Source organism: Kitasatospora sp. NPDC054768 (assembly GCF_053612025.1).
This window is the reverse complement of the sequence record NZ_JBSHBN010000130.1, coordinates 1-26,260: the sequence shown is the minus strand read 5'-3', so window position 1 is coordinate 26,260 and position 26,260 is coordinate 1. Positions and strand designations below refer to the sequence as shown.

General features: G+C 73.1%; 22 protein-coding genes. 17 read left to right on the top strand and 5 right to left on the bottom strand.

Annotation, left to right across the window (positions count from 1 at the left end; translation table 11 throughout):
- Nucleotides 1-383 precede the first annotated feature (383 nt).
- The 4 genes from ACWGKU_RS30175 (at nucleotide 384) to ACWGKU_RS30160 (ending at nucleotide 5,826) form a co-directional block, all read left to right on the top strand.
- Nucleotides 384-848, top strand: coding sequence for a hypothetical protein (locus tag ACWGKU_RS30175; protein WP_452179663.1), 465 nt, complete (start codon nucleotides 384-386; stop codon nucleotides 846-848).
- On the top strand, nucleotides 848-1,258 hold the full coding sequence (locus ACWGKU_RS30170) for a cupredoxin domain-containing protein (protein WP_401048459.1): 411 nt from the start codon (nucleotides 848-850) through the stop codon (nucleotides 1,256-1,258). The genes ACWGKU_RS30175 and ACWGKU_RS30170 overlap by 1 nt, the downstream gene beginning before the upstream one ends.
- A 49-nt stretch (nucleotides 1,259-1,307) precedes the next feature.
- Entirely contained in the window at nucleotides 1,308-5,111 is a 3,804-nt protein-coding gene (locus ACWGKU_RS30165) for an HD domain-containing protein (protein ID WP_401048461.1), read from the top strand.
- Between the two features lie 91 nt (nucleotides 5,112-5,202).
- Complete coding sequence (locus ACWGKU_RS30160; protein WP_452179662.1) at nucleotides 5,203-5,826, top strand: hypothetical protein; 624 nt, start codon at nucleotides 5,203-5,205, stop codon at nucleotides 5,824-5,826.
- Here ACWGKU_RS30160 and ACWGKU_RS30155 read toward each other — a convergent pair whose 3' ends face one another.
- From ACWGKU_RS30155 to kdpB, 3 genes are all read right to left on the bottom strand, one after another.
- On the bottom strand, nucleotides 5,827-6,288 hold the full coding sequence (locus ACWGKU_RS30155) for a hypothetical protein (RefSeq protein ID WP_452179661.1): 462 nt from the start codon (nucleotides 6,286-6,288) through the stop codon (nucleotides 5,827-5,829).
- 611 nt (nucleotides 6,289-6,899) lie between these two features.
- Nucleotides 6,900-7,385 (bottom strand): universal stress protein, encoded by a 486-nt coding sequence (locus tag ACWGKU_RS30150; protein WP_452179660.1) that lies wholly within the window; start codon nucleotides 7,383-7,385, stop codon nucleotides 6,900-6,902.
- Between the two features lie 217 nt (nucleotides 7,386-7,602).
- Nucleotides 7,603-9,774 carry a potassium-transporting ATPase subunit KdpB gene (kdpB, locus tag ACWGKU_RS30145; RefSeq protein WP_452179659.1) on the bottom strand — a complete coding sequence of 724 codons (2,172 nt, stop codon included), beginning with the start codon at nucleotides 9,772-9,774 and terminating at the stop codon, nucleotides 7,603-7,605.
- Nucleotides 9,775-10,082: 308 nt separating this feature from the next.
- Here kdpB and ACWGKU_RS30140 point away from each other — a divergent pair, with 308 nt between their 5' ends.
- From ACWGKU_RS30140 to ACWGKU_RS30095, 10 genes are all read left to right on the top strand, one after another.
- Complete coding sequence (locus tag ACWGKU_RS30140; RefSeq protein WP_380549512.1) at nucleotides 10,083-10,256, top strand: hypothetical protein; 174 nt, start codon at nucleotides 10,083-10,085, stop codon at nucleotides 10,254-10,256.
- Between the two features lie 64 nt (nucleotides 10,257-10,320).
- On the top strand, nucleotides 10,321-11,679 hold the full coding sequence (gene lysA, locus ACWGKU_RS30135; protein ID WP_452179658.1) for a diaminopimelate decarboxylase: 1,359 nt from the start codon (nucleotides 10,321-10,323) through the stop codon (nucleotides 11,677-11,679).
- A gap of 98 nt (nucleotides 11,680-11,777) precedes the next feature.
- Entirely contained in the window at nucleotides 11,778-12,563 is a 786-nt protein-coding gene (locus ACWGKU_RS30130) for a DUF2785 domain-containing protein (RefSeq protein WP_452179657.1), read from the top strand.
- A 242-nt stretch (nucleotides 12,564-12,805) separates the two neighbouring features.
- Nucleotides 12,806-13,540 (top strand): hypothetical protein, encoded by a 735-nt coding sequence (locus ACWGKU_RS30125; RefSeq protein ID WP_452179656.1) that lies wholly within the window; start codon nucleotides 12,806-12,808, stop codon nucleotides 13,538-13,540.
- A 20-nt stretch (nucleotides 13,541-13,560) separates the two neighbouring features.
- Nucleotides 13,561-14,787, top strand: coding sequence for a radical SAM protein (locus ACWGKU_RS30120; RefSeq protein WP_452179655.1), 1,227 nt, complete (start codon nucleotides 13,561-13,563; stop codon nucleotides 14,785-14,787).
- A 296-nt stretch (nucleotides 14,788-15,083) separates the two neighbouring features.
- A complete protein-coding gene (locus tag ACWGKU_RS30115) occupies nucleotides 15,084-16,430 on the top strand; it encodes an extracellular solute-binding protein (protein WP_401047118.1) in 1,347 nt (448 codons plus the stop codon).
- A complete protein-coding gene (locus ACWGKU_RS30110) occupies nucleotides 16,427-17,341 on the top strand; it encodes a carbohydrate ABC transporter permease (RefSeq protein ID WP_401047115.1) in 915 nt (304 codons plus the stop codon). Before ACWGKU_RS30115 ends, ACWGKU_RS30110 begins: the two co-directional genes overlap by 4 nt.
- On the top strand, nucleotides 17,338-18,273 hold the full coding sequence (locus tag ACWGKU_RS30105; RefSeq protein WP_452179654.1) for a carbohydrate ABC transporter permease: 936 nt from the start codon (nucleotides 17,338-17,340) through the stop codon (nucleotides 18,271-18,273). The genes ACWGKU_RS30110 and ACWGKU_RS30105 overlap by 4 nt, the downstream gene beginning before the upstream one ends.
- Nucleotides 18,274-18,275: 2 nt before the next feature.
- Nucleotides 18,276-20,057, top strand: coding sequence for a glycoside hydrolase family 36 protein (locus ACWGKU_RS30100; protein WP_452179653.1), 1,782 nt, complete (start codon nucleotides 18,276-18,278; stop codon nucleotides 20,055-20,057).
- Nucleotides 20,058-20,159: 102 nt separating this feature from the next.
- Nucleotides 20,160-21,329: a LacI family DNA-binding transcriptional regulator gene (locus tag ACWGKU_RS30095; RefSeq protein ID WP_452179652.1), complete on the top strand. Its 1,170-nt coding sequence runs from the start codon at nucleotides 20,160-20,162 to the stop codon at nucleotides 21,327-21,329.
- Here ACWGKU_RS30095 and ACWGKU_RS30090 read toward each other — a convergent pair.
- The gene (locus ACWGKU_RS30090; protein ID WP_452179651.1) at nucleotides 21,326-22,153 is read right to left on the bottom strand and encodes a DeoR/GlpR family DNA-binding transcription regulator; all 828 of its coding nucleotides are present in this window, start codon (nucleotides 22,151-22,153) and stop codon (nucleotides 21,326-21,328) included. The genes ACWGKU_RS30095 and ACWGKU_RS30090 overlap by 4 nt on opposite strands.
- A 114-nt stretch (nucleotides 22,154-22,267) precedes the next feature.
- Between ACWGKU_RS30090 and galT the strand changes: the two genes are divergently transcribed.
- Complete coding sequence (galT, locus tag ACWGKU_RS30085) at nucleotides 22,268-23,374, top strand: galactose-1-phosphate uridylyltransferase (protein ID WP_452179650.1); 1,107 nt, start codon at nucleotides 22,268-22,270, stop codon at nucleotides 23,372-23,374.
- Entirely contained in the window at nucleotides 23,371-24,498 is a 1,128-nt protein-coding gene (gene galK / locus ACWGKU_RS30080; RefSeq protein WP_452179649.1) for a galactokinase, read from the top strand. The genes galT and galK overlap by 4 nt, the downstream gene beginning before the upstream one ends.
- Before the next feature lie 34 nt (nucleotides 24,499-24,532).
- Here galK and ACWGKU_RS30075 read toward each other — a convergent pair whose 3' ends face one another.
- Nucleotides 24,533-25,195, bottom strand: a complete 663-nt coding sequence (locus ACWGKU_RS30075) for an NADPH-dependent F420 reductase (protein ID WP_452179648.1) — start codon at nucleotides 25,193-25,195, stop codon at nucleotides 24,533-24,535.
- Between the two features lie 154 nt (nucleotides 25,196-25,349).
- On the opposite strand from ACWGKU_RS30075, the gene ACWGKU_RS30070 reads away from it, so the two are divergent.
- The gene (locus ACWGKU_RS30070) at nucleotides 25,350-26,210 is read left to right on the top strand and encodes an SDR family NAD(P)-dependent oxidoreductase (RefSeq protein WP_401054461.1); all 861 of its coding nucleotides are present in this window, start codon (nucleotides 25,350-25,352) and stop codon (nucleotides 26,208-26,210) included.
- The last annotated feature ends 50 nt before the right edge of the window (nucleotides 26,211-26,260 follow it).

Sequence of the window (26,260 nt, the reverse complement as noted above, 5' to 3'; positions counted from 1 at the left end):
TTCGGCCCGCTATAAGATCAATCTACCCCCCCACGCCCCCTCGGTGCCCGGGCACCGCGCCCCCCGTCATTACCCGCACCCCGACATACGCCCACCGGGTCGACTTCTCACGCGAACCATCGGGAGGATCCCGGCGCAGGTCGGCGGCACTGATCGAGCTCGCGGGCGCGATCGGGGCGTACACGGGGTTCCTGGTGGCGTACGCGGGCTGCTCGACGCTGACCTGGGCGGTCTGGCTCCGGAGGCGGCGGTGACGGCGGCGGTGACGGGGTGGGGCGCCGGGCGATGGGCTGTTGGTATGACGTTCGGGACGGTCCGGCGAGCGGGCGAGCCGCCGGGCGGTTAGCGTCGGCCGCAACACGTTCTCGGACCGGGAGGTTGCAGTGCAGCGGTGGATCATCCTGACGGTACTCACCTCGGCGCTCACCGGCCTCACCGGCGCCGCCGTACCACCCGCCCTGGCCGACGATCCGACCCCGACCTCCGAAACCCCCGTCACCAGCGTCACCCTCGGCGACGCCAGGATCGACGCCAGGCTCCCCGGCCGGATCCGGGTGGAGGTCGACTACCTCTGCACCGTCGCCGACGAGGCCCGCTCGCTCACCGTCACGGCGGAGCAGAAGGACCCGGAGGACACCTCGTCGATCGCCTTCGGCTCCAGCCGGACCGCGGAGACGGACGTGATCTGCGACGGGACGCCGCAGACACGGCTGATCGTCGTCCAGTCCAAGACCACCAACTGGCTCCCGGACGTCGACGCCGTCCTCACCGCCACCGTCTCCAACATCGGCGCCAGCCCGACGGCCGCCGCCGACGCCAAGCGGGTCAAGCTGGCCACCACCGCCTGATGCGGTCGCCCGTCCGGGCCGCCGCCCTGCTGCTGCTCGCAGCCGGTCCCCTGCTGACCGGCTGCATCAGCTCGTTCGTCGTACCGGGCCCGGAGGAGACCACCAGCCCCGTCGTGGCGCCGTCCGCGCCGTCCTCTCCGGCCCCGTCGCCCACCCCCTTCGCGGGAACGGTGACGATCCGCGACTTCTCCTTCGAACCCGACAATTTCACCGTCGGCCCGGGCGCGGTGGTGACCGTGACCAACACCGGCACCACCGCCCACACCCTCACCGCCCAGGACGGCACCTTCGACACCGGCCCCCTCGCCCCGGGCGCCGGCGCCACCCTGACCGCCCCGAGCCAACCGGGCGCCTACGCGTACCTCTGCACCTTCCACCACTTCATGCGCGGGATTCTGACCGTGGCGTGAGGGGCGACTGCCCTACGCTCGTCCCCTGCACACGGGGAGGGTACGAGGGATGGCGGACCACACGGCGAACACGGCGAACGGCCCGGTGCACGGGACGGTCGTGCAGGCCGGGAACATCGAGAACCTCTTCCTGGACGGGAGCCGACCCCCGGCAGCGTCCGTCCGGGCCGACACGTGGGTGGATCTCGTCGCGAAATCGCCCACGTGGCGGCACGTACGGGAGGACCAGGACACCGAGCCCTACCAGCGCGTCGTACTGGAGGCCGTCGGAGAGCTGGCCCGGCTTCGCGACTCGGTCGACACGACGGACGACCCCTGGCAGGACCCGGGCATCGCGGAGCGCTTCGCCAAACGGGTCGGCTGGCTGCTCGGCGAGGAGCCGCTGAAGCTCTACCCGGCCGAGGCGGCACTGCTGGCCGTGCTCCCGTTCCTCTACCGGGTCCGGTCGTTGAACCTGGCGGCGGCGCGGGCCGCTGTCGGGCCGACCGACCTGGCGCCGTCATCTGAGCCCGACGCCGACCGATCGGCCTACGAGCAGTTCATCGAGTCCTACGACCTGCTCGTCGGCCGCACCCGGACCCGCCCCGCCTCCGCCGTGCCGCTCGGCTGGTGGCTCTTCCACCGCTGGCTCGACCAGCACGAGGACCTCGCCGACCCCGAGGGCGTCGGCGAGATCCTGGACCGACTCCCGATGCTCGCCGACCTCGGCGAGACCTTCGCGACCAAGCGTGTCTGCGCACTGCTGCACGGCCTGCGCCGGGGCCCCGACGTCGGCAACCGCGACTACCTCGCCGGGCTCAGCGCTGACGACCACCTGCGGGCCCCGGGCGAACAGCACGTCCGGGAGCCGAGGGTGGCGTTGCTTCTCGCGCTGGCGTACGGGACCGCCATCGAGATGACCGCCCTGCCCGAGATCGTGGCGGAGCACCTCGGCATCCCGGACGAGGTCGACCTCGCCGACCTGCGCCGGACACTCGAGCTGGCAGTCTGGGGCGGCTCCTACGACCTTCCCGTCCTGCGCGCGGAGTGCCACCACGAGGCGGTGGTCGAGGGGCTCCGCGAGTACACGGCCCGCGCCGACGAACTCCTCCACGCCGTCCGCCGCGTCCTCACCGAACACCCGCTGCCCACCCGTCTCACCTCGGACGAGGCCGGCCCCGCCGCCGGCGCCTTCACCGGCTGGGCCCGCTTCCGGATGGACGAACGCCGGGTGCGCAGCCTGCTGATGGGCGTCGAGCTCTACCGCGACCGGGACCTGGCCGTCCGCGAGCTCTACCAGAACGCCCTCGACGCCTGCCGGTACGCCCGGGCCCGCGTGCAGTACCTGGACCGGTCACGGACCTTCCGCCTGGGCCCCCTTTCCTACGACGGCCGGATCGAGTTCCGCCAGGGAGTGGACGAGGACGGCCGCGCCTACCTGGAGTGCGAGGACAACGGCGTGGGAATGGGCGAAGAGGAGTTGCGGGGAGTCTTCTCCAACGCCGGCGCCCGCTTCGCCGAGCAGTTGGACTTCAAGCTCGAACGCGCCGAGTGGCGCAAGGTGGATCCGCCCGTCGAGCTGCATCCCAACAGCCGCTTCGGCATCGGCGTGCTGAGCTACTTCATGCTCGCCGACGAGATCCGGGTGACGACCTGCCGCCTGGACGCCTCCGGCCAGCTGGGCCCGCAGCTGGAGGTCTCCATCTACGGCCCGAGTCACCTCTTCCGCATCGCCAAGCGGTCCGAGCAGGGCAGCGCGCCCGGCACCACCGTACGGCTGTACCTGCGGGAGGACATCGAGCTGACGGAGTCGTGGTCGTGTCTCGACGTCTTGGAACGCCTTCTGGCCGTTGCGGAGTTCGCCACCTCGGCGGTGCACCGCGACCGGACGGCGATATGGGAGCCCGGAGTCCTGAAAGCACGGGAGGCGCCTCAAGAAGAGAGCTTCTGCTTCAGTGCCTGGGGCGGGATGACGCCCTGGGCCGAAGCCCCGGAGGGCGCGCAGGTGACGTGGTGCGAGCACGGCGGGGCCCTGCTGGTGGACGGTCTGGTGGTCGAACCGGAGGTGGTGCGTGGGGTCATCACGCCGCGCGGACTGCCCGGCGCCGTGGTGAACCTCACGGGAGGACTGTCGCCGGGCAAGCTGTCCGTCGACCGCCGTCGCATCATCAGCGACCTGTCGGACACGGTCGGGGGGCTGTTGGAGGCTGCGGTGGCCGAGTTCGTGAGCGGCGACTCGGCCGTGCTGAGCATGGAGTGGATTCACCGGGTGACGGGGGAGAACTACCAGTTCGCCGACCTGGTGGCAGTCGAGGTCATCCGGCAGGGACGACCGCTGGAATTCGGCGGGGTCGACTACGAAACTCGTCGTACCGGCTGCTTTCTCGCGGACGGTGACGTCCTTGCGTGGTTCGAGAACGCCGATGGACCGACCAGGGAGAGCGTTGCGGGGAGCCTTCCGGACAACGTGGCGCTCTGGCGGATACTGGCCCACGAGATGGAACCTTCATCACCTGAACTCGCCCAGATCTGCGCGGAGTTGATGGGGGAGAGGAGGGTGCGCCCGGCGATCCCCTCCGACATCGCCGTTCTGGCGCCGGTCGTCGAGCACGACCTGAGGTCGTGGTCCTTGGCGCATTACGGCGACGGCTGGCTCACGAAACTGTCCCGCGATCTCGGTGTCACGTCCGAGACCGCTCGTGCCAGGGCCGCCGAGTTCGGCATTCCCCGTGAAAGCGGTTCACACTTCCGGGAGGTGGACGGCCACTGGTTCGCACGCGTCAACGACCTGCTGGTCATCGCCGATCTGAGAGGAATTCCAGCGGCCGCTGCGGCGGGCGTCTGGGAGGGCGCGGGCCGACAGGTCACCCGCGAGGTGCTGGCTCTCGCCACCGCTGTCGACACCGATCCGATCTTCCTCTGGAAGCGCTCCGGGGGTGGAACGTTCTGGGGCGGGCCGGAGCCGGGAGACGAGGTCCCGCTGGGATTCCTGGTCAAGTCCGGTCGAGTGCACGGGATTCCGGTCGGACGGGTCGCCGAAGCCATGACGAGGTACGGTCTTGAGGTGGATGCGACGGGCCTGCCGCCGTTCCCCTCGGATGAGACCCTGATGCTGTTGAGTCGGAACCTCAACGGCACCGGCCCGTGGTTGACGCGGTCGGAAGGGATTCCGGTGGATCACCTGCTCTGGGCGGAACAGGACTTGGGGATCGCGCCGCGCCGGGCTGTGGAGGTGCTCGGGGCTGCCGGGTTCCGGGTGCCGCGCATGCCGAAGGACGCCTGTCCGGCGGATCTGGAGCTGTTCATGGACAGGGGGCGGCGGAGTGACGTGGCCGACCTGACCTTCAGGCGGCTGTTGGAGCTGCCCGGATCGAGGAACTGCTCACTGCGCGAAGTCCTCGACCGCTTCAGGGCCTATGGCGTGGAGGTCCCGATCGTTCTGCCGGACGAGTTCACCCGCCTGGACGAGGAGTTGTTCTCGCCCGACAGTGCGATGAGCTGGGGCAACCTGCTGCTGGGACACGTGGTGCCGTTCGCGCGCTTGATCATGGGGGCTCGGAAGCTGCAACGCCAGCCCGGAGATCTGGCCCGCCACCTGAGGGCCCGCGGGATCGTATCGTCCTGTGACGACCTGCCGGCCGGGGTCACGGTGGATGAGGCGGTTGAGCTCCTTGCCGGAGGTCAGCCCTGGTCGGTCGACATGCTGTGGATCAGCAATGTCGACCTGGCCGGGCTGCTGAAGCTGTCACTGAAGACGGGACATCCGATGGCTCGGATCACCGACTGGTACCGCGAGTGGGGCATCGACGCCCCCGACCCTGCCGAGCTGATCCGCGACGCCCTCGCCCGCGTCCCCATGGCCGACCCCTCCTGAGCACCGAATCCACCCGTGAACAGGGCTGCTGCGATCCGCCTCCTTGTTCTACAGTTCTGTAGAACAAAACGAACGGTGATCGGGGACGAGCATGGACAGGTCGCTTCGGCTGCCGCAGCAGGATCGGGCGGACTTCGAGACGGAGCTGGGGCGAGCACTCTCCGCGCCGCAGGTGCGGGCGGCGCTGCGGGCCGGCGGGGACGAGGCTCGGGGTTCGGAGCGGTTGCGGCGGGCGGCGCGGGAGAACGCGGAGTTCGTGCTGGCCGCGGCGGCGCCGGAGTACGAGCGGTATGCGGCGTTGCGGGCGGACGCCGATGCGGTGGCGCGGCTGCCGGTGGCGGCGCCTCCCCGGGAGCGGGCGTCGGGGTGGTGGGGGGTGCTGGGGGTGGTCGTGCCGATCATCGCGGTGACGGCAGCGGTGATCTTCTTGCTGCTGGGCCTCGTGCTGGGGCTGGTGGAGGACCTGGAGGTGCTGGCGCACGCGCTGGTGGAGGCCGGGTGGGTGTCGGCCGGGGTGGCCGCGGTGAGTCTGCTGGTGGGCGGGCTGGGGCTGCTGGGGGCGGCCCGGGCGAGGGGTGCGGAGGCCGGGGAGGCGGCGGACGGGCCGGGGGAGCTGGTGCTGGCGCGGGATGCCTGGCGCTCGGCGCTGGCGGAGCGCGGGCTGGTGCCGTACCTGGTGGCGCAGGCGAACGCGGAGACCGGTCGGCGGCGCTGATCAGGCCCGGTCGAGTCTCGTCGAGCGGGCGGCGTCGGCCAGGAGCTGGGCGGCGTCCGGGGGGATGGCGAGGCGGCGGGCGATCCAGGGGGCGGGGCGGCCGGCCCGGGCGAGCATCCAGGCGGAGTACAGGTGGCCGAGCTGGGGTGCGTTCTCGGCGAGCAGCAGGGGGCGGACGGCCTCCATCGGGAAGCCTTCGAGGGCGCGGGCGCTGTACTCGCGGCCGTTGGGGCCGGGCGGGGGCAGTGGGAGCGGGCGGCGGAGGTCGATCCAGCGGCTGAGGAGCACCGCGCCGACGACCAGCAGACCGGTGCCGGAGGCGCCGATCAGGATGCCGCCGATGACGGGGCGGTCCTCCTCCTCGGCCATGCCGAGGGCGATCTCCTCCAGGACGAGCAGGCCGAGCACGGTGAGCAGTACCGCGGCCTCGGCGGGGCGCGGGTGGGTCCGGGACGTCGTCATGCGGAACCTCTTCCTCGGCGGAGCGGCCGGGGGTTTCGGGCGGGCGCGGCGATTCACCTTCCGTACAACGGCGGTGGGCGGCCCGGGGCACGCGTCACGGCTCGGGCGGTGAAATCGCGGATCATCATTGACGGACCGTCAAATATGCGATGCGGGCGGCAGGTTGGCCGCGGCAGGTGGGCCGTCCTGCGGAGGTCGGGGCCGCGCCTCCTTCCGGTCGGGAGCGCCTGGGTGGCGTGTTCGTCGACGGGGCGAGGGGCCCGACTGCGGGCGGGCTTCGGGTCAGCATAGCCCGGGCATGTCACCTTCGACAGGCTTGTCGAAGGTGCGGAACCCGGGCTGCCGGTGGGCATGTCGAGGGGTGGTGGCCCGGCTGCTTTGAGTGCGGAGCTCCGCTTTCGCGGTCGGGGCCACGGGGGTGGGGAGGCCAGGGCCGGTGGGGCTCGCAGGCCGCTGGGATACTTCCAACTCGGCGGCCAGGAAGAGTACGTGCCCCTTCTGACCCCCTGTACAACTGAGCGCCCACCCGCGCGCCCGGTGCGGTGGCCGGGGCGCGCAGGTGGGCGCTGAGGGTGGGACGGCTGGGCGGTCGGGCGCGGGGCGGCGCGTCGTCAGCGGGCCAGCAGGGGGAGCGGGGCGCCGGTGCGGGCGGGCAGTTCGAGGCGGGTGAGCAGGGCGGAGGGCGAGACCTCGATCACCCGGCAGCCGGCCCGGTGGCGGCAGTGGCGGGCGACGGAGCCGTGCCGCAGGCGGTCCAGGCGGCGGCGGGTGGCGGCGCCGAGGACGAGCAGGTCCTCCGGGCCGGTGACGGCGCCGACCAGGGCGGGGCCGGGTTCGGCGTTGACCACCAGCGGGTGGATGACCAGGCCGGACGGGTAGCCGCCGTAGGCCTGTTCGAAGGCGATGTCGAGGCGCCGGCGGGCGGCGTGCTCCAGTTCGGAGGGCGGGCGCCGGCCCTCCCGCTCGATCGCGGTCCAGGCGGCGACGGGCACCAGCATCGCTTCGTGCCGGGCGGCTTCGCCGACGGCGTGGTAGAGGGCGGCCAGACTGCTCAGTGACCCGCTCAGGCCGACGATCACTCGGGTGGTCCCGGTCATGGCCGTTCGCCTCCGTCTCTCCGGCGGCTCTCTCCATCGGGCTCCGCCGGTTCGGCACTCCTTGCTTCGGATGATTCAAGTGAACCCCGGAACGGACGCCTCCGTACCGCCGCTGACACCACCATGACGCAGGTCGCACACATCTTGACGGCCTTCTGACAGGGCCGTCGGCGGCGGTGCGGCGGGATTTCCCGGCCGGTGTCTCCCGGCCGGTGTCTCAGCCCAGCCCCGGGACGAACTGGATCAGCAGGTCGATCGCCTTGATGCCGAGGAACGGCAGCACCAGCCCGCCCAGTCCGTACACCCGCAGGTTGCGCCGGAGCAGGTCGGTCGCGGAGGCCGGCTGGTAGCGCACGCCGCGCAGGGCGAGCGGGATCAGGGCGACGATGATCAGCGCGTTGAAGATGATCGCGGAGGCGATCGCCGAGGTGGGGCTGTGCAGTTCCATGATGTTGAGGTGGTGCAGCCCGGGGTAGGCGTTCGCGAACATCGCGGGGATGATCGCGAAGAACTTGGCCACGTCGTTGGTGATCGAGAAGGTGGTCAACGCGCCTCGGGTGATGAGGAGTTGTTTGCCCACCCGGATGATCTCGATCAGCTTCGCCGGGTTGGAGTCGAGGTCGACCATGTTGCCGGCCTCCTTGGCGGCCGGGGTGCCGGAGTTCATCGCGACACCGACGTCGGCCTGGGCGAGCGCGGGGGCGTCGTTGGTGCCGTCGCCGGTCATCGCGACCATGTTCCCGGCGGCCTGCTCGCGCCGCAGGTGGGCGAGCTTGTCCTCCGGGGTGGCCTCGGCGAGGAAGTCGTCCACCCCGGCCTCGTCGGCGATGGCCCGCGCGGTCAGTGGGTTGTCCCCGGTGACCATGACCGTACGGATGCCCATCCGCCGCAGCTCGGCGAAGCGTTCGGCGATGCCCTCCTTCACCACGTCCTTGAGCTCGACGACGCCCAACGCCCGTGCGCCGTGCCGGTCGTGGACGGCGACCAGCAGCGGGGTGCCGCCGGACCCGGCGATCCGGTCCACCAGCGGCTTGGCCTCCATCGGCAGCCGTCCGCCGGAGTTCACCACCCAGCGGGCGACGGCGCTCGCGGCGCCCTTGCGGATCAGGCAGGTGGTGCCGTCCGGCCAGGTGAGGTCCACGCCGCTCATCCGGCTGTGCGCGGTGAACGGCACGGGCCGCTGTTCGCCGAGTTCGCCGGGGGAGCGCGGCGGCCCCCAGTACTGACGATCGGTCAGTTCGACCAGTGACCGCCCCTCCGGCGTCCCGTCCGCGACTGAGGCCAACTGGGCGGCCTCGGCGAGCTGTTCGGTGGTCGCGCCGGGCAGCGGGTGCAGGGCGACGGCCCGGCGGTTGCCGTGGGTGATGGTGCCGGTCTTGTCGAGCAGCAGCACGTCCACGTCCCCGGCGGCCTCCACCGCCCGGCCGGAGAGCGCGACGACGTTGCGCTGCACCAGCCGGTCCATGCCGGCGATGCCGATGGCGGAGAGCAGGGCGCCGATGGTGGTCGGGATGAGGGCGACCATCAACGCGACCAGCACGACGGTGGTTTGCGGCGCGTGGGCGTAGATGGCCATCGGCTGGAGCGACACGACGGACAGCAGGAAGACGATGGTCAGCGAGGCCAGCAGGATGTTGAGCGCGACCTCGTTCGGCGTCTTCTGCCGGTCGGCGCCCTCGACCAGGGCGATCATCCGGTCCAGGAAGCTCTGCCCGGGCCGCGAGGTGACCCGGACGACCAGGTGGTCGGAGAGGACCTTCGTCCCGCCGGTGACGCCGGTGCGGTCGCCGCCGGACTCCCGGACCACCGGCGCGGACTCCCCGGTGATCGCGGACTCGTCGACGGCGGCGACGCCTTCGACCACCTCGCCGTCCCGCGGGATCACCTCGCCGGCCGGCACGAGGACGATGTCGTGCAGCAGCAACTGCTCGGCGGGAACGACCTCGTGGCGCAGGTCGCGGGTGCCGACCCGCCAGTGCGGCAGCCGTCGCGCCGTGGTGGTGGACCGGGCGCGGCGCAGCGATTCGGCCTGTGCCTTGCCGCGGCTCTCCGCGACGGCCTCGGCCAGGTTGGCGAACAGCACGGTCAGCCAGAGCCAGAAGGAGATCACCCAGGCGAAGACGCTCGGGTGGAGGACGGCGCTGACGGTGGTGAGCGCGGAGCCGCACTCGACCACCAGCATCACCGGGTTGCGCGTCATGGTGCGCGGGTGGAGCTTGCGGACGGCGGCGGGCAGTGCCTCGGCCAGCTGGCGGCGGGTGATCAGCCGGCGGCGGGCGCCCGGCGAGGTGGGCCGGTGGCCGGGCGGCGGTCCGGGCGCACGGTCCGGGCGCTGGAACAGGTTCTGCTGGTCGGTGGTGTCCGGGGTGGTGAGGGCCGAACGGCGCATCGTCTCGGGGACCTTCCGGGCCGCCCGGTCGGATGGGGCGGCGGTTCGGTGGGGCTGCGGGGACGGCGGACAGCCCACCACCGGAGCACCGGGGGACATGCCGGCCTTGACGAGGCCTTGGCGGCGCGGCGGCCGTCCTTGACAGACTCCTGACACCGCGGACGGGCCGCCGCAGGGCCACTGTCAGGAGGGCGTCAAGGACCGGGCCCGGGACGTACGTCCTGCGTCAAGGACGGGTGCGGTCGGTGTGCGGAGGGTCTCCACTGGAGGTGTCCGGCCGTACGGGCCGCCGCTGGAAGGGACCTGCCATGACCACTGTCACCGCCGTCATCGACGTCGACGAGCCGCTGGAGCGGACGGTCCGCCCGGTGCCCGTCGCCTGGCGCCGGGACCGCCCCGAGCCGCCGGAACCGGCCCCGGCGGCCGACCGGGAACGCACCCGTCCGGCGCACTGCCGGTTCGCGATGCACTACGAGGACTGACGCCCGGACCGACACCCGCCGGAGCACCCCGCCGCCCACGCGCCCGCCCACAGGAGTAGCCGCCATGACCCAGCTCGTCGCCCGGCCCGTCACCGCCTCCGCCTCCGTCACCACCTCCGCCGATGCGCTCGGCGGCCCCTGGCCGGCCTCGGCGCGGCCCGGCCGGGGAGGCGAGGTGCTGGTCGGCGGCGTGGGACTGGCGGAGGCCGCCGAGCGGTTCGGCACCCCGCTGTACGTGCTGGACGAGGCCGAGGTCCGGGGCCGGGCCCGGGCCTACCGGCGGGCGCTGCCGCACGCCGAGGTGCTGTACGCGGCCAAGGCCTTCCTGTGCAGCGCGATGGCCGACTGGGTGGAGCAGGAGGGGCTGGGACTCGACGTCTGCTCGTCGGGTGAGCTCTGGCTGGCCGTCTCGGCCGGCTTCCCGGCGCAGCGGATCCTGCTGCACGGCAACGCCAAGTCCCCGGAGGAGCTGCGGCTGGCGCGGCGGCTGCGGGTCGGGCGGATCGTGATCGACGGCCCGGCGGAGATCGCCCGGCTGGCCGCGCTGGTGGCGGCCGACACGCCGCAGAAGGTGCTGGTCCGGGTGGTTCCCGGGATCGCCGCCGGGCACCACGCGGCGGTGCGCACCGGGGTCGGCGGGCAGAAGTTCGGTTTCCCGATCGAGGGCGGTGACGCGGCGGACGCCGTCGCCCGGGTGCTCGACCAGCCGGGCCTCGAACTGGCGGGCCTGCACTGCCACCTGGGCTCGCAGATCACCTCGGTCGAGCCGTACCTGCTCGCGGTGGACGCGCTGGTGCGGCTGCTCGCCGAGGTGCGGGAGCGGCACGGCGTGGAGCTGCCGGAGCTGGACCTCGGCGGCGGCCACGGCATCCGCTACCTGGCGGGGGACGAGGCGCTGGACCTCGCCGAGTTCGCGGTGCGGGTGACCGACCGGCTGGCGGTGCGCTGCGCGGAGGCCGGGCTGGAGGTGCCCCGGCTGATCGTCGAACCCGGTCGCGCCGTGGCCGGTCCGGCCGCGGTGGCCGTGTACCGGGTGCTGTCCGTCAAGCAATCGGCCGACGGCCGCTGCTTCGTCGCGGTGGACGGCGGCATGAGCGACAACCCGCGCCCGGCGCTGTACGGATCGCCGTACGCGGTGCGGCTGGTCGGCCGCCGTTCGGAGGCGGCGGAGGCGAGGGTGGACGTGGTGGGCCGTCACTGCGAGGCCGGGGACGTGCTGGTGCGGGACGCGGCACTGCCCGCCGACCTGCGCCCGGGCGACCTGCTGGCGATGCCGGCGGCCGGTGCGTACCAGCTGTCGATGGCGTCCGGCTACAACCTGGTCGGCCGCCCGGCCGTGGTGGCGGTGAAGGACGGCCGGGCGCGGCTGCTGATCCGGCGGGAGACGGTCGAGGACTTCCGCCTGCGCGAGGTCGGGCGCTGAGGGCGGTCGGCGGTGGCGCGGGGACGTCGGCCCGGCCGACTTCCCGCGCGGAAAAACCAGGTGGGAGGCCCTGACCGCCGTTGATAGGGTCCCGCCCCGTGACGAACTGGCGCGAGATCCATGAGAACGACTGTGCACTCCCCCCGGGGCGCGGGCTGGACGACCTGACCGCGGAGCTGGCGGAGGCTCTGGGGAGCCCGGACCCCGAGATCAGGGACGGTTACCCGTACGCGGTGCTGGACGCCTGGATACGGAGCGGGGTGATCGACGGCGAGCGGTGTCTGGCGCTCGGTGACCTGATGGCGGAGCGCTTCACCGATCCGCGGATCGAGGCGCGGACCTTCGCCCCGCTCGTCCTGAGGATGATCGTGAACCGGGGCGGTGCCAGGCCCGGGTGGCTCGACGCGTTCGCCGCCTGGTACCGCGCGGAGGCCGACCTGCGGGGCCGTGACGACACGCTCGGCTGGCTGCACGCGGTGGCGCACGGCGCGGACCTGCTGGGGGCCTTCGGCCTGCGGCCCGAGGTCGATCCCGGACCGCTGCTCGTGCTCGCCGCCGAGCGCCTGCTCGCCCCGACGGGGTACCTGTTCGCGGAGCGGGAGGACGACCGGCTCGCCAAGGCCGTGGCCCTCGTCCTCACCCGCCCCGACCTGACGCCGGAGCGGTCGACCGCCTGGCTGGCACCGATCGCCGAGGCCCTCGCCCCGTACGAGTACGGGCCGATGCCGGTCTGGGCCTCCAACACCGTCCGCACCCTGCGGGCCCTGTACCTGCTGGCGGACCTCGGGGTCTGCGCGGAGCGCGGCGGCCGCCCCGTCCGGCTCGCCCACGGCGAGGTGGTGAAGGCCGGGGTGGCCGAGGTGCTGCGCCTGCCGCTCCGATAGGCCGGGGACGGGATCCCCACCCGGTCCAAGGGCGCCGAACGTTCCCCAATGTGACTGAACAGGACCGCTTCTGTCGGTTTGTCATCCCTGACGCATGAGGTAATTGATGCGAACTCGACCATTTGTGGCGGGCCGCTGTTAGGCTGCGCGACTGAATACGAACTCTCCACGATGTAAAAGGACTTGGAAGAGAGGGTGAAGGATCGCTCCTTCGCCGCCGCCGCCGACACCCGAGGAGCCACGTGAGACCCGAAGACGTCCCCCTGTTGTTCCAGGAGTTGGCCCGCGAGTTCGCGGACGTGACCGACATGTCGGTGGCGGCGACCGGTTCCCTCGCCCGCGGCGACCACCGCACCGGGCCGAGCGGAGACGTCGTCTCCAACCTCGACCTGGTCCACGTCGTGGCCGAGGACGCGGACGTGCCGGAAGTCCGCGACGTGGTGGGGCGGAGGATGCGGCGGATCTCCGACACCTTCCGGATCGAGACGACGTCCGTCATCGCCAGGCTCCCGGCGTTCCGGCTGGCCGGCCACGCCCACTACCGGATCAGCATGAGGCCCGAGTGGTTCTGCGACGGCCTCGCACTCGGCCCGGAGGGTTTCGACCTGCCGGGCCGCGACGACGGCGACCCGCACGGGGCACTGGCCTGGATGATGCAGCCCGTCCCCTACTACCTGGCGAAGGCGACGGCCCTGGACCCGACGACCAACCTCGCCAAGGCCCGCAGGGCCGCGACGCGGCTGGCCGACCGGTTCGATCTCAAGGAGGTACGCGACGGCCTCGACGACCTCCCGCACGCCCTGCGCGCCCTGATCGCCGAGCGCCGCATCACCCCGCTCGAATCCACCGCGCGCTACCTCGCCACCCCCACCCACCCCGCCGTCGCGCAGCTCGTCCGCGACGCGGTCTTCGTCGAGAGCATGGGCCTGTCGTCCGCCGACTCGATGGTCGTCCTGCTGCCGTCCGCCCCGAACTGACCACCACCGGAGAGCACCCCATGTCCACCCGGCAGCACGTGGAGATCCTGCCCCCGCACCCCTTGCGGGCCGGCTACGACAGGTCCTTGGAGCGCGGGTCGATAGCCGACGACTTCCAACGGCGCCTGGAGCCCGCCAACTTCAACCCGGGCTACCTCGGCGCCCTGACCGAGCGGGTCGAACTGGCCCTGGGCCGGGACCCGGCGGACGAGACCATGCGCTGGCGCCTGGCGTTCCTGCTGCTCCAGAACAACGCCACCGCGGCCGCCGTCGAACGGGCCGAGGACCTGCTCGCCGGAGCCGTCCTCCCGCAGAGCCGGCGCCTCGCCCACCTGGTGGCGGGGATCCGGAGCCGGGCCGGCCTGCCGCGCACCGGACGTGGCGTCCGGCGGGTCAACTGGTCGATCAACAACCGCTGTCCGATGTCCTGCCAGGGCTGCTACAACCCGTTCGCCGCGGAGCAGATCGACCTGGCCCAGGCGGACCGGATCATCGCGAAGCTGGCCGCGCACGGGACCACCGACCTGGTACTGGCGGGCGGCGACCCGCTGCTGTGGCCGCCGATCTTCGACGTGGTCGACCACGCGATCGCCGCCGGCCTCAAGGTCGGCCTCGACACCACCGGCTACACGCTCACCGCCGAGAAGCTCGACCGCCTCCGCGGCCTGTCCTCGCTGCGGCTGCCGCTGGACGCCGTCACCGCGGACGCGCAGCGGGCGTTCCGCCGCAGCCCGGACGCCGACCTCCTCCGGGCGCTGCTGGAGTCCCTCGCCCTGTGCGACGCCGAGGGCTTCGACCGGGTGCGGGTGCACACCGTGGCGAGTGCCGAGAACCTCCACCAACTGCCGGAGCTCGCCGCCGAGATCATGTCCCACCCTTCGGTCGCCCAGTGGGTGATCTTCCAGTGGTGGGGCCGGCGGGCGTCGCCGGCCACGGTCCGCAGGCTCGGGGTGGCGGTCGAGGACGTCCGCGCGGTCGTGGACGGGATCCGGCGCGACCACCCCGGCCGGGAGATCCACCTCGCGGAGAGCAGCGAGCGGGAGCTGCTGAACTGGATGATCCAGTCGAGCGGGCAGGTCGTCACCTTCGGGTCGGGCGCGGAGGAGGAGTTCATCCTGGGCAACCTCCTGACCGACGAGGTCGAGGAGATCCTGACCCACCCGATCCTGGACTTCGAGGCCATGTCCCGCGGGATCCCGGTCACCCCGGGAACCGCGTTCGGCCCCTCGGGCGCCGTGCGGGGCTGACGGGCCCGGCCGATGCCGCCTCCGGCACCCCGTTCCGGCGTCCGCTCCGACGCCTCGGCGACGTCCTCTCCGATAACAGAACGGTTGCGGAGCCCGCCCTTCCCCTCTTCAGGTCTTGACGGCACGGGGAGGGCGGGCGTTTGCTGTGTCCGCTCGTTCGAACCTGTTTGGTTCTGGTCTGTTTTGTGTGTTTGAACGTTCAAAACAACCCGAGCGACCCCCGCCGCACCTGTCACACCCCTCCAAATCCCCTACGCACCACAGCCTTCCGGCGCCACCCCACCGAGAGGAATGCAATGTCACACCTTTCTCGTCGCGACCTTCTCCGCGCCTCCGGAGCCGGCCTGCTGGCCGTCGCCGCCGGCGGCACCCTCGCGGCCTGCGGCGGCGGCTCCGGCTCGGGAGGCGCCGCCGGCGGGGACGCCGACACCGGCACGATCACCGTCTGGTCCTGGGCCACCGCGGCCGAGGCCCTGCGCGGCATCGTCCCGGCCTTCGAGAAGGACAACCCGGGGATCAAGGTCGACGTCCAGGACATCGGCGAGCCCGCCATCTGGGACAAGATCACCGTCGGTCTGGCGGCCGGCGGCCAGGGCCTCGGCGATGTCCTCCACATCGGCTGTGACTACCTGCCCGGCTACCAGGAGAAGTTCCCCGGCGGCCTGGCCGACCTCTCCGCGCTCGGCGCCGACGCCCACAAGGACAAGTTCGCCAAGGGCCTGTGGCCGGTCGTCACCGGCAAGGACGGCCACGCCTACGCGCTGCCCTGGGAGGTCAACGCGCTGGGCTTCTTCTACCGCAAGGACTACTTCGACAAGGCGGGCATCGACCCCGAGACCTTCGCCACCTGGGACGACCTGCTCGCCGTCGCCGACCGCTTCAAGGCCGCCAACCCCGGCATCGCGCTGATCGGCGTCAACCGGGCCGCCAACCCCACCCCCGACCTGGACTTCCTCCAGGGTCTGATGCAGCTCCAGGGCGCCTTCTACTTCGACCTCCAGGGCAAGATCACCGTCGCCTCGGAGCCGGCCGTGCGCGCCCTGACCATCATCAAGCGGCTGGACGAGGCCGGGCTGATCGGTGACACCCCCGGCGTCCAGAGCTGGCCGCCGGTGATGAAGAGCGGCAAGCTCGCGGTGGCCGCGATGCCCACCTGGGTCGCGCACTACCTGGAGAAGAAGTTCCCCGACCAGAGCGGCAACTGGCGCCTCACCAAGCCCCCGGCGGTCACCCCAGGCGGCAAGCGCACCGCGCTGGTCAACTCCACCCACCTGGCCGTCGCCGCCTCCAGCCCGCGCCGCCGCGCCGCCTGGAAGTTCGTCGAGTACGCGCTCACCCGCACGGCCTCGGTCAACACGATGTTCAACGCGGGCGGTGTCTTCCCGGCCCTCACCGAGGCCTACGCCGACCCGATGTACGCCGCGCCCAGCGCCTTCTACGGCGGCCAGGCGGTGCTCAAGACCTTCACCGACCTCGCCACCGACGGCGGCGACCCCACCAACTACTCCGGCGACTACGCCCGCGCCCTCAAGCTCGTCAGCGACGCCCAGACCAAGGTCCTCCTCAAGGGCGCCGACCCGGCCGCCGTCCTCCAGGACGCCGCCAAGCAGCTCGCCCAGCAGACGGGGCGCGGTATCGCATGAGCGCCGCCAGCCCGACCTCCGCCGCCCTCGCCGGGAAGGCCGCGCGGAGCCGCCGGCGGCGCACCGCCCTGCCGTACCTGCTGCTCGCCCCGGCCCTGCTCACCTTCGGCGTGTTCAAGGCCTACCCGATCATCGAATCGCTGTGGCTCTCCTTCACCACCGGCGCCGGCACCGCCACCCGCAACGCCGGCATCGCCAACTACCGTCGGCTGCTGGACGATCCGCTGTTCTGGACGGCCCTGCGCAACACCGGCGAGATTCTCGTCGTCCAGGTCCCGCTGATGCTCGGGCTGGCCCTGCTGATGGCCGTCGGCATCAACTCCGCGGTGGTGCGCTGGCGCACGGTGTGGCGGCTCGGCGTCTTCATGCCCTCGGTCACCGGCCTGGTCGCCACCGGCGTGATGTTCGCCTACCTGCTCAAGTCCGACGACGGCGCCGTCAACTGGGTGCTGAACGCCGTCGGCCTGCCCTCCGTCGACTGGCTGGGCCAGCCGGTCTGGGCCCGGATGGCCGTCGTGGTGGTGCTCACCTGGCACTACACCGGCTACAACGCCGTCATCTACCTCGCCGGACTCCAGTCCATCCCGAAGGAGTTGTACGAGGCCGCGATGGTCGACGGCGCCGGCCCGATCCGCCGCTTCACCTCGATCACCGTCCCCGCGCTGCGTCCGGTGCTGCTGTTCACGGTCGTGCTCTCGACCATCGGCACGCTCCAGCTCTTCGACGAGCCGTACGTGCTGACCGGCGGCGGGCCGGACAACGCCACCCTGACCGTCTCCATGTACCTGTACCAGAACGGCTTCCGGTACTTCGACTTCGGCTACGCCTCCGCCATCGCCTACGCGCTCACCCTGATCGTGTCGGTGCTCGGCGCCCTCCAGATGCGCCTGATGGGAGAGCGCGACAAGTGACCTCCAAGACCACCACCCCCCAGACCACGACGCCCGGCAGTACGACGCCCGAGGGCGCGACACCCCGGAGCGCGACACCCGGGAGCACGACCCCCAGGAGGGCGAACCCCCTCAAGAAGCTGCGCGGCTGGCCGCTCACCTTCTTCCTGGCCGGCATCACCGGGCTGTCGATCGCCCCCTTCTACTGGCTGGTGGTCTCCGCCACCCGCAAGGACACCGAGGTCTTCGACTGGCCGCCCAAGCTGCTGCCCGGCGGGAGCCTCGGCGAGAACCTGAGCCACCTGCAGCAGAAGATCGGCCTGCTCCGGGTGATCGGGAACTCCGTGCTGGTGGCGGGGGTCCAGACGCTGGGCGCCCTCGTCGTGGCGCTGCTCGCGGGCTACGCCTTCGCCAAGTTCCGCTTCCGCGGCCGCACCCTGCTGTTCGCACTGCTGCTGTCCACCCTCGTGGTGCCCGAACAGGTCACGCTGGTACCGCTGTTCAAGATGATGACGAACTTCGGCCTGCTGGACACCTACCAGGCGCTGATCCTGCCCGGCCTGTGCGTGCCGTTCGCCATCTTCCTGATGCGGCAGTCGCTGAGCAGCCTGCCGGACGAACTCCTGGACGCCGCCCGGGTCGACGGCGCGGGCGAGATCCGGGTGCTGTTCAGCGTGGTGGTGCCGGTCATGAGGCCGGTGCTGGCGGCGCTGTCGATCTTCCTCTTCCTGGGGTCCTGGAACCAGTTCGTCTGGCCGCTGATCGCCCTGCGCAGCCCCGAGATGCACACCCTGCCGGTCGCCCTGGCGACGCTGCACGGCAACAAGTCCAACACCGACTACGGCGCGATCCTCTCCGGCACCGCGCTGTCCACCCTGCCGATGATGGTCCTCTTCCTGGTCCTCCAGCGGCAGTTCATCTCCGGCCTGCTGGCCGGCGCCACGAAGGGCTGACCATGACCGAGAGCACGATCGGGAGCACGGCCGGGAGCACGGCCGGGAGCACGGGCGGGACGACGGCCGGCACCGAGGACGTCTGGGAGCCGCACGCCCCCACCGCCGCCGGCGGCCTGCGCCGGCTGTACGTCGACGGGCTGGACCTGCGGGTGAGCGGCACCGGCACGGCCCGGGGCATCGCCGACGGGGTGGTGGAGGTGACCGCCGAGGGCGCGGGCGAGGTGCGGATCGAGTGGCGCGTGCCCTGCGTGGACGCCACCGCCCTGTGGACCCCCGAGCCGCGCGGCACCGGCTGGCTGCCCGCCGCCTGGAGTGCCCCGCGCCGCACCTCGCTGGCCAACGGCGCGCCGATCGCCGCGCTGGTCGGTACCGGCGACGTCGCCCTGTGCGCCTTCGCCGCCGGGCGTCCGGACGTGCTGGCCGGGGCCGGCGTGGTCGAGGAGACCGGCGAGTTCCGGTTCTGGGCCCAGGCCACCGACCGGCTCACCGTCCGGATCGACACCTCCCGCCGGCACTTCGGGCGCGCCCTGGCCGACCTCGCCGCCTGGTGGGGCGAGGGCCGCACGGCCGACATCCCGGAGGCCGCCCGCCGCCCCGCGTACTCCACCTGGTACTCGATGCACCAGGACATCACCCCCAAGGGCGTCGAGACCCAGGCCGCGCTCGGCAAGGAGCTGGGCCTGGACGTGATCATCGTGGACGACGGCTGGATGACCGCCGACCGCACCCGCGGCTACGGCCACTGCGGCGACTGGGAGCCGGTCTCGCTGCCCGACACCGCCGCCCACGTGCGGCGGGTGCACGACCTCGGTGTGCGCTACATGCTCTGGTACGCGCTGCCGTTCATCGGCAAGGACAGCGCCGCGTACCGGGAGATCGGCCACCTCGCGCTGGCCGACGCCGCCCACATGGGCGCGATCGTCGCCGACCCGCGCCACCCCGAGGTCCGGGCCTTCCTCACCGACCGGCTCGCCCGGGCCGTCGAGGAGTGGGGCATGGACGGCCTCAAGGTGGACTTCGTCGACTGGTTCGCCCGTGCCGACGCCCCGCCGGCCCGCCCCGGCGCGGACTGCGAGTCCGTCGACGAGGGCGTGGAGCGGCTGCTCGCCGGGATCCGCGGGCGGATCACCGCCGCCGATCCGGAGGCGATGATCGAGCACCGCCAGCCGTACGTCAGCCCCGGCCTGTGGCCGTACGCGACCATGATCCGCGCCACCGACTGCCCGCTCAGCCCGCAGGAGAACCGGCAGCGGACCGTCGACGTGCGGCTCGCGGCCGGGCCGGTCCCCGTCCACGCCGACATGCTGATGTGGCACCAGGGCGAGCCGCCGGAGCAGGTCGCCTGCCACCTGATCAACGTGCTGTTCTCGGTGCCGCAGGTCTCCGTCGACCTCGCCGCGCAGAGCGAGGGCCAGCGCGAGGCCATCGCCTTCTGGCTCGGCGTCTTCCGCGAGCACACCGCCACCCTCCAGCTCGGCGAACTGCTCCCGGCCCGCCCGGACCTCGGCTACCCGATGGTCACCGCGCGCGGCGCCGACACCGTCGCGGTGGCCCGCTACGCCGCGCTGCCGGTGGACGTCTCCGGTGAGGACTGGCACACCCTGCTGGTCGCCAACGCCGACGCCGACCCGGACGTCCGGCTCACCGGCGGCCGCGGGCAGGTGGCGGTGACGGTGCAGGACGCCCGGGGGCGTATCGTCCGGCAGGGCGAGGTCGAGCTGGACCGGGCGGCCGCGATCGTGGTGCCGCGCGGCGGACTGCTGACCCTGCGCCGGGCCTGACTCCGCGCCGGGCCCGACTCCGCGCCGGGCCCGACCCGCTCGGGGCGGCGGACCGGTGCCGGCCCCCGTCGTCCCGAGCCCCGACCACCCCTGGAGGACCGCATGCCCGAGGGACCGCACCGCCCGCGCCGTGGCGCCGCCACGATCGAGGAGGTCGCCCGGGCGGCCGGGGTCTCCCGGCAGACCGTCTCCAACACGCTGAACGCGCCGCAGCGGGTCCGCCCGGAGACCCTGGAGCGGGTGAACGCGGCGATCCGCGAACTCGGCTACCAGCCCGACCAGTCGGCCCGCTCGCTGCGCAGCGGCGCCCGCCGCACCATCGGCTACCTCGCCCCGGTGGACGACCCGCTCGACCCGAACCCGCTGATGGCCGGCTTCCTGGAGGCCCTGGTCGACGCGGCCGGGGCGGCCGGGCAGCGAGTGCTGCTGTTCCGGCCGGGGCAGGGCACGGCCGACCCGGCGGCGTCGATCGACGAGCTGGTGGCGGCCCGTCAGGTGGACGGACTGGTGCTGGCCGACGTGCTGCACGAGGACGTCCGGATCGCCCATGCGGCCCGGCTCGGCGTCCCGTTCGTCAGCTTCGGACGGACCGGGCCCGGGCAGCCGCAGCACTGGGTGGACATCGGCAACGAGGCGGCGATGGCCGAGGTGGTGCGGCACCTCGCGGCGCTCGGCCACCGCCGGATCGGCTACCTCGGGGCCGCCGAGGAGCTGCCCTGGATGGCGGCGCGGCGGGCCGGGTTCCTGGCCGAGGCCGACCGGCTCGGCCTGTCCGCGGTGGCGACGGACGCGGCGGGGGCGGGGGCGGGGGCCGGTGACGGGGCCGGGGGAGCGGCCGGGGGCTCCGTGACGGCCTCCGTACGGGCGCTGCTGCGCGGGCCCGACCGGCCGACCGCCGTCGCGGCCGGCAGCGACCTGCTGGCACTGGACGTGTACGAGGCGGTCCGGGCGGAGGGGCTGGTGATCGGGCCCGGCGGGGTGGCGGTCACCGGGTTCCACGACACGCCGCTCTGCCGGCACCTCCATCCCGGGTTGACCTCGGTCCGGCTGCCGCTGCGGGCGATCGCCACGGCGCTGGTCGGCCGGCTGCTGGACCAGGTGCGCGGGCGGGCGGCGCCGGGCGAGGGGCTGGAGCTGCCCACCGAGCTGGTGGTGCGGGGGAGTTCGGGCCGCTCCGGCGGGGCGGAGCGATCCGGCTGGTCGGGCTGGTTCGGCGAGCCAGGGCGGTCGGGGCGGTCGGGTGAGCCGGGCCGGTCGGGCCGGCCGGGCTAGCCGGGCCGGTTCGTGCGGTCCGCCGTCGCCGCCACGATCAGCTCGCCGACCATGCCCGCGGCGGCCGCCCGCTGCTCGGCGGGCAGGGCGTCGTCGGTGACCAGGACGTCCAGCTGGTCCAGGTCGGCGAAGGTGGCCAGGCCGACCGCGTTCCACTTGGTGTGGTCCGCGACCACGACCACCCGGCGGGCCGACCGGAGGAAGGCGCGGTTGGTCTCCGCCTCGGCGAGGTTCGGGGTGGTCAGCCCGGCCTCGGGGGAGAGCCCGTGGCAGCCCAGGATCAGCAGGTTGACGTGCAGGGAGCGGATCGCCCGGTCGGCCACCGGTCCGACCAGCGCGTCCGAGGGGGTCCGCACGCCGCCGGTGCGGATCACCGTGGCGGTGGCCGGCGTGCCGTCCTCGGCGGGCTGTTCCAGCAGCTCGGCGATCCGCAGCGAGTTGGTCACCACGGTCAGGCCCTCGACCGCGCGCAGGTGCCGGGCGACCGCGAAGGTGGTCGTCCCGCCGGCCAGCGCGACCGCCGAACCCGGCGGGACGAGCGCGGCGGCGGCCCGGGCGATCGCCTCCTTGGCGGGCAGCTCCCAGTGCGCCTTGGTCTCGAAGCCGGGCTCGCCGGTGGCCGGCGCGTCGACCCGGACGGCGCCGCCGTGCACTTTGTGGACCAGGCCCCGGCGCGCCAGCGCGTCCAGGTCGCGCCGGACCGTCATGTCGGAGACCCCGAGGTCGCGGACCAGCTCGGTGACCCGGACCCCGCCGCGCTCGCGGATCTGCTCCAGGATCAGCACGCGGCGCTGTCCGGCGAGCGGTTGGGCGCTGTCAGCCATCGGGAGGCCTCCTTCGAGCACTTCGGTCGCATGCCCATGGTGAATAATGTTTGAGATTGTAGCTTTCTGTTGATTTACCCATGTCCAATGGCTTCACTCGGAGGAAGAAGGGCCATGCCCGGTACGTCCCTGACCCAGCCCACCGTCAGGACAGTGACCACCCTCGCGGACGGTCGGCAGCTGATCTACTACGACGGCGGCACCGCCGCCCCCCGGACCGCGGTGGACGAACGGCCGCTCGACCCGCAGGCCCCCGGTTCCGAGGTCCGACTGGACCCGGCCACCGGCGACTGGGTCACCATCGCGGCCCACCGCCAGGCGCGCACCTACCGGCCGCCGGCCGAGGAGTGCCCGCTCTGCCCGTCCCGGGACGGGCGGCTCAGCGAGATCCCGGCCGAGGACTACCAGGTGGCCGTCTTCGAGAACCGCTTCCCCTCGCTGGCCGGCCCGCCCGCGGAGCCCGTCCGGGCGGCCGGGGGCCTGTGGACCAGCGGCCCCGGCGCGGGACGCTGCGAGGTGGTCTGCTTCACCGCCGACCACGAGGCCTCCTTCGCCGACCTCACCCCCGAGCGCGCCCGGCTGGTCCTGGACGCCTGGACCGACCGCACCGCCGAACTCTCCGCCCTGCCCGGCGTGCGGCAGGTCTACTGCTTCGAGAACCGGGGCGCCGAGATCGGCGTCACCCTCGCCCACCCGCACGGCCAGGTCTACGCCCTGCCCTTCACCGCCCCGCGCACCGCCCGGATGGCCACCCGTGCCGCCGAACACCGCGCCGCCACCGGCCGCAACCTCTTCGAGGACCTGCTCGCCGCCGAACGCGCCCACGGCGACCGCATCGTGCTCGCCGGGACGCACTGGACGGCCTTCGTCCCCTTCGCCGCCCGCTGGCCGTACGAGGTCCATGTCTACCCGCACCGCCGGGTGCCCGACCTGACCGCGCTGGACGCCGAACAGCGGGACGAATTCCCCGTCCTCTACCTGGAGTTGCTGCGCCGCTTCGACCGGCTCTTCGGTACCGGCCGGACCCCGTACATCTCCGCCTGGCACCAGGCCCCGGCCGGACAGCGGGACGAACTCGCCCTGCACCTGGAGCTGTTCACCATCCGACGCACCGCCGACAAGCTCAAGTACCTGGCCGGGGTGGAATCCGGCATGGACGCCTTCGTCAACGACGTCACCCCCGAGGACGCGGCCCGCCGGCTGCGGGAGGTCGCCGCATGAACACCTTCGAGCAGCTGTACGGCCGCCCCTCCGAGGGGGAGTGGGCCGCCCCCGGCCGGGTCAACCTGATCGGCGAACACACCGACTACAACCTCGGGTTCGTCCTCCCCGTCGCCCTGCCGCGGACCGTCCGCGCCCAGGCCGCCCGGCGGGAGGACGGGCTGCTGCGGCTCTGGTCCGCCCAGGGCGGTGACCTGGTGACGCTGAAGGTGGACGACCTCGCCCCCGGCTCGGTGCCCGGCTGGGCCGGCTACCCGGCCGGAGTGGTGTGGGCGCTGCGCGAGGCCGGGCACCGGGTCGGCGGGGCCGACCTCCGGCTGGACAGCGACGTGCCCGGCGGCGCCGGGCTCTCCTCCTCGGCCGCCCTGGAGTGCGTCGTCGCCGCCGTCTGCAACGACCTGTACGGGCTGGGCCTGGCGGGCCCGGAGCTGGCGGTGCTGGCGCAGCGGGCCGAGAACGCCTTCGTCGGCGTGCCCTGCGGAATCATGGACCAGATGGCCTCGATGTGCTGCCGCCCCGGGGCCGCCCTGTTCCTCGACAGCCGAGATCTGACGATGCGTCAAGTGCCCGTCGACCTCGCGGGCGCGGGCCTCGCCCTGCTCGTCCTGGACACCCGGGTCAAGCACGACCTCGGCGACGGCGCCTACGCCGCGCTGCGGGCCGGCTGCGAACGCGCCGCCGTCCTGCTCGGGCTGCCCGCGCTCCGCTCGCTCCAGCCGGCCGGACTGGCCGACGCGCTCGCCCGGCTCCCCGAGGACCTGGTTCCCCTGGTGCGCCACGTGGTCACCGAGAACGCCCGGGTGGAGGCCGCCGTCGCCCGTCTGGACGCCGGCGACCTCGCCGCGCTCGGCCCGATCCTCACCGCCGGGCACACCTCGCTGCGCGACGACTACCGGGTCTCCTGCCCGGAGACCGACCTCGCCGTCGACGCGGCCCTGGCCGCCGGCGCCCACGGCGCGCGGATGACCGGCGGCGGCTTCGGCGGCTCGGTCATCGCCCTGGTGGACGCGGACACCGCCGAGCGCGTCGCCGCCGAGGTCACCGCCGCTTTCCGCGAAGCCGGGTACGCCGAGCCGCGCACCCTCACCGCCGTCCCGGCGGAGGGGGCGCGCCGGCTCCGCTGAACCGCTCCGCCGGGCGGGGGCTTGAGGACAGGCCCTACGCCCGGTGGGCGGCCGGGCGCTCCGGGAAGGCCTCCGCGAGCGCCCGGGTGACCGCCTCGACCCCGGCGCGCAGCCCGTACACCGGAGTGGCCGGCTGCTGGCGCCAGGACTCGTCGATCCCGCCCGCGTCCACGGTGTCGAAGCCCAACGCGTCGACCAGCTCGCGCACCACCCGCTTGGCCGCCTCGTCGTCCGACGCGACCGGCACGGCGAGCCGCTCCGGGTCCCCGGCCGGTCGCGGGCGCTCCAGCAGGTCCTGGGCGTAGGTGCCGTTGAACACCTTCACCACCCGGTGCCCGAGGTGCTGCTCCGTCCACCGGCTCTCGGTGAGCCCGCCGTCCTCGATCGCGTCGATCCGGCCGTCGCGCTCCTTCGGGTAGTAGTTGCCGGTGTCGATCACCGCGACGCCCTCGGCGGCGCCGTCCAGCAGCCCGGCGGGCAGGTCCGGCACGCTCTTCAGCGGCACCGTCACCACCACGACCTGCGCGCCCCGGGCGGCCTCGGAGACCGTCACCGCCGTCGCGCCGGTCTCCTCGACCAGTGCCTTGAGCGTCTCCGGGCCACGGGAGTTGGCCACCGATACCTCGTGCCCCAGCGACGTCAGCCGTCGCGTCAGGTTGCCGCCGATGTTGCCCGCGCCGATGATGCCGATCTTCATGGGAAGTCCCTCTTCGCGAGTGCCGTATTGGACCGTCGCCCTGGCCCAACCATCCGGTGATCGCGCCGATTCCCGGTTTGCAGGGTGGTTTTCCGGGACCCACGGTCGAGGCGGGCCTGGTGCCGGCCCGGCACCGGTCGCGAAGGTGAACGGCATGAGCCACACTTCCTCCGACGCCACCGTTCTTTCCGACGCCACCGTCCCCGGCGATGCCGCCGTCCCCTCCGCCGTCACCGCCCCCTCCGCCGTCACCGTCCCCGGCGACGCCACGGTCCTCGTCACCGGCGGCACCAGCGGCATGGGCCTCGCCACCGCCCGTCACCTCCTCGCCACCGGCGCCCGGGTCGTCGTCACCGGCCGTGACGACGCGCGGCTCGCCCGCGCCGCGGCACGCCTCGACGCCGGCGACCGGCTGCTCACCGTCCGCGCCGACGCCTCCGTGGCGGCCGACCTCGCCCGGCTGGCCGACACCGTGCGGGAGCGGTACGGCCGGCTCGACGGGGTCTTCGCCAACGCCGGCGTGGCCGGCTTCCAGCCGGTGGACGAGGTGACGGAGGCCGAGTTCGACCGGATCGTCGCCGTCAACCTCAAGGGCGTGTTCCTCACCGTCCAGCACGCCCTGCCACTGCTGGACGCCGCCGGCGGCGGATCCGTCGTCCTCAACGCCTCCTGGACCCCGCACCGCGGCCTGCCCGGCGCCGCCGTCTACGCCGCCACCAAGGCCGCCGTCCTCAGCCTCGCCCGCACCCTCGGCAGCGAACTGGCCGGCCGCGGCATCCGGGTCAACTCGGTCAGCCCCGGCTACATCGTCACCGAGATGTTCCACGCGGCCCTCCCGGACCCGGCCGACCACGAGCCGGTCCGCGGCCACGTCCCGCTCGGCCGGCTGGGCACCGCCGAGGACGTCGCGCAGACGGTCGCCTTCCTGCTCTCCGACCGCTCCTCGTACATCACCGGGCAGGACATCGTGATCGACGGCGGGCTCGTCCCGGCCTTCCCGTCCCTGACCGGCTGACCGGCTGACCGCCCCGGCCCCGCCGTGCCTGGTCCTGACAGGGCCAGGCA

Bases quoted from the DNA above. Each gene is read 5' to 3' on its own strand.
- ACWGKU_RS30075 (WP_452179648.1), bottom strand. From the start codon at position 25,195: ATGAAGATCGGCATCATCGGCGCGGGCAACATCGGCGGCAACCTGACG.
- ACWGKU_RS30100 (WP_452179653.1), top strand. From the start codon at position 18,276: ATGACCGAGAGCACGATCGGGAGCACGGCCGGGAGCACGGCCGGGAGC.
- galT (WP_452179650.1), top strand. From the start codon at position 22,268: ATGCCCGGTACGTCCCTGACCCAGCCCACCGTCAGGACAGTGACCACC.
- ACWGKU_RS30120 (WP_452179655.1), top strand. From the start codon at position 13,561: ATGTCCACCCGGCAGCACGTGGAGATCCTGCCCCCGCACCCCTTGCGG.
- ACWGKU_RS30115 (WP_401047118.1), top strand. From the start codon at position 15,084: ATGTCACACCTTTCTCGTCGCGACCTTCTCCGCGCCTCCGGAGCCGGC.
- ACWGKU_RS30160 (WP_452179662.1), top strand. From the start codon at position 5,203: ATGGACAGGTCGCTTCGGCTGCCGCAGCAGGATCGGGCGGACTTCGAG.
- ACWGKU_RS30110 (WP_401047115.1), top strand. From the start codon at position 16,427: ATGAGCGCCGCCAGCCCGACCTCCGCCGCCCTCGCCGGGAAGGCCGCG.
- ACWGKU_RS30095 (WP_452179652.1), top strand. From the start codon at position 20,160: ATGCCCGAGGGACCGCACCGCCCGCGCCGTGGCGCCGCCACGATCGAG.
- ACWGKU_RS30150 (WP_452179660.1), bottom strand. From the start codon at position 7,385: ATGACCGGGACCACCCGAGTGATCGTCGGCCTGAGCGGGTCACTGAGC.
- ACWGKU_RS30140 (WP_380549512.1), top strand. From the start codon at position 10,083: ATGACCACTGTCACCGCCGTCATCGACGTCGACGAGCCGCTGGAGCGG.
- ACWGKU_RS30155 (WP_452179661.1), bottom strand. From the start codon at position 6,288: ATGACGACGTCCCGGACCCACCCGCGCCCCGCCGAGGCCGCGGTACTG.
- galK (WP_452179649.1), top strand. From the start codon at position 23,371: ATGAACACCTTCGAGCAGCTGTACGGCCGCCCCTCCGAGGGGGAGTGG.
- ACWGKU_RS30090 (WP_452179651.1), bottom strand. From the start codon at position 22,153: ATGGCTGACAGCGCCCAACCGCTCGCCGGACAGCGCCGCGTGCTGATC.
- ACWGKU_RS30165 (WP_401048461.1), top strand. From the start codon at position 1,308: ATGGCGGACCACACGGCGAACACGGCGAACGGCCCGGTGCACGGGACG.
- lysA (WP_452179658.1), top strand. From the start codon at position 10,321: ATGACCCAGCTCGTCGCCCGGCCCGTCACCGCCTCCGCCTCCGTCACC.
- ACWGKU_RS30170 (WP_401048459.1), top strand. From the start codon at position 848: ATGCGGTCGCCCGTCCGGGCCGCCGCCCTGCTGCTGCTCGCAGCCGGT.
- ACWGKU_RS30070 (WP_401054461.1), top strand. From the start codon at position 25,350: ATGAGCCACACTTCCTCCGACGCCACCGTTCTTTCCGACGCCACCGTC.
- kdpB (WP_452179659.1), bottom strand. From the start codon at position 9,774: ATGCGCCGTTCGGCCCTCACCACCCCGGACACCACCGACCAGCAGAAC.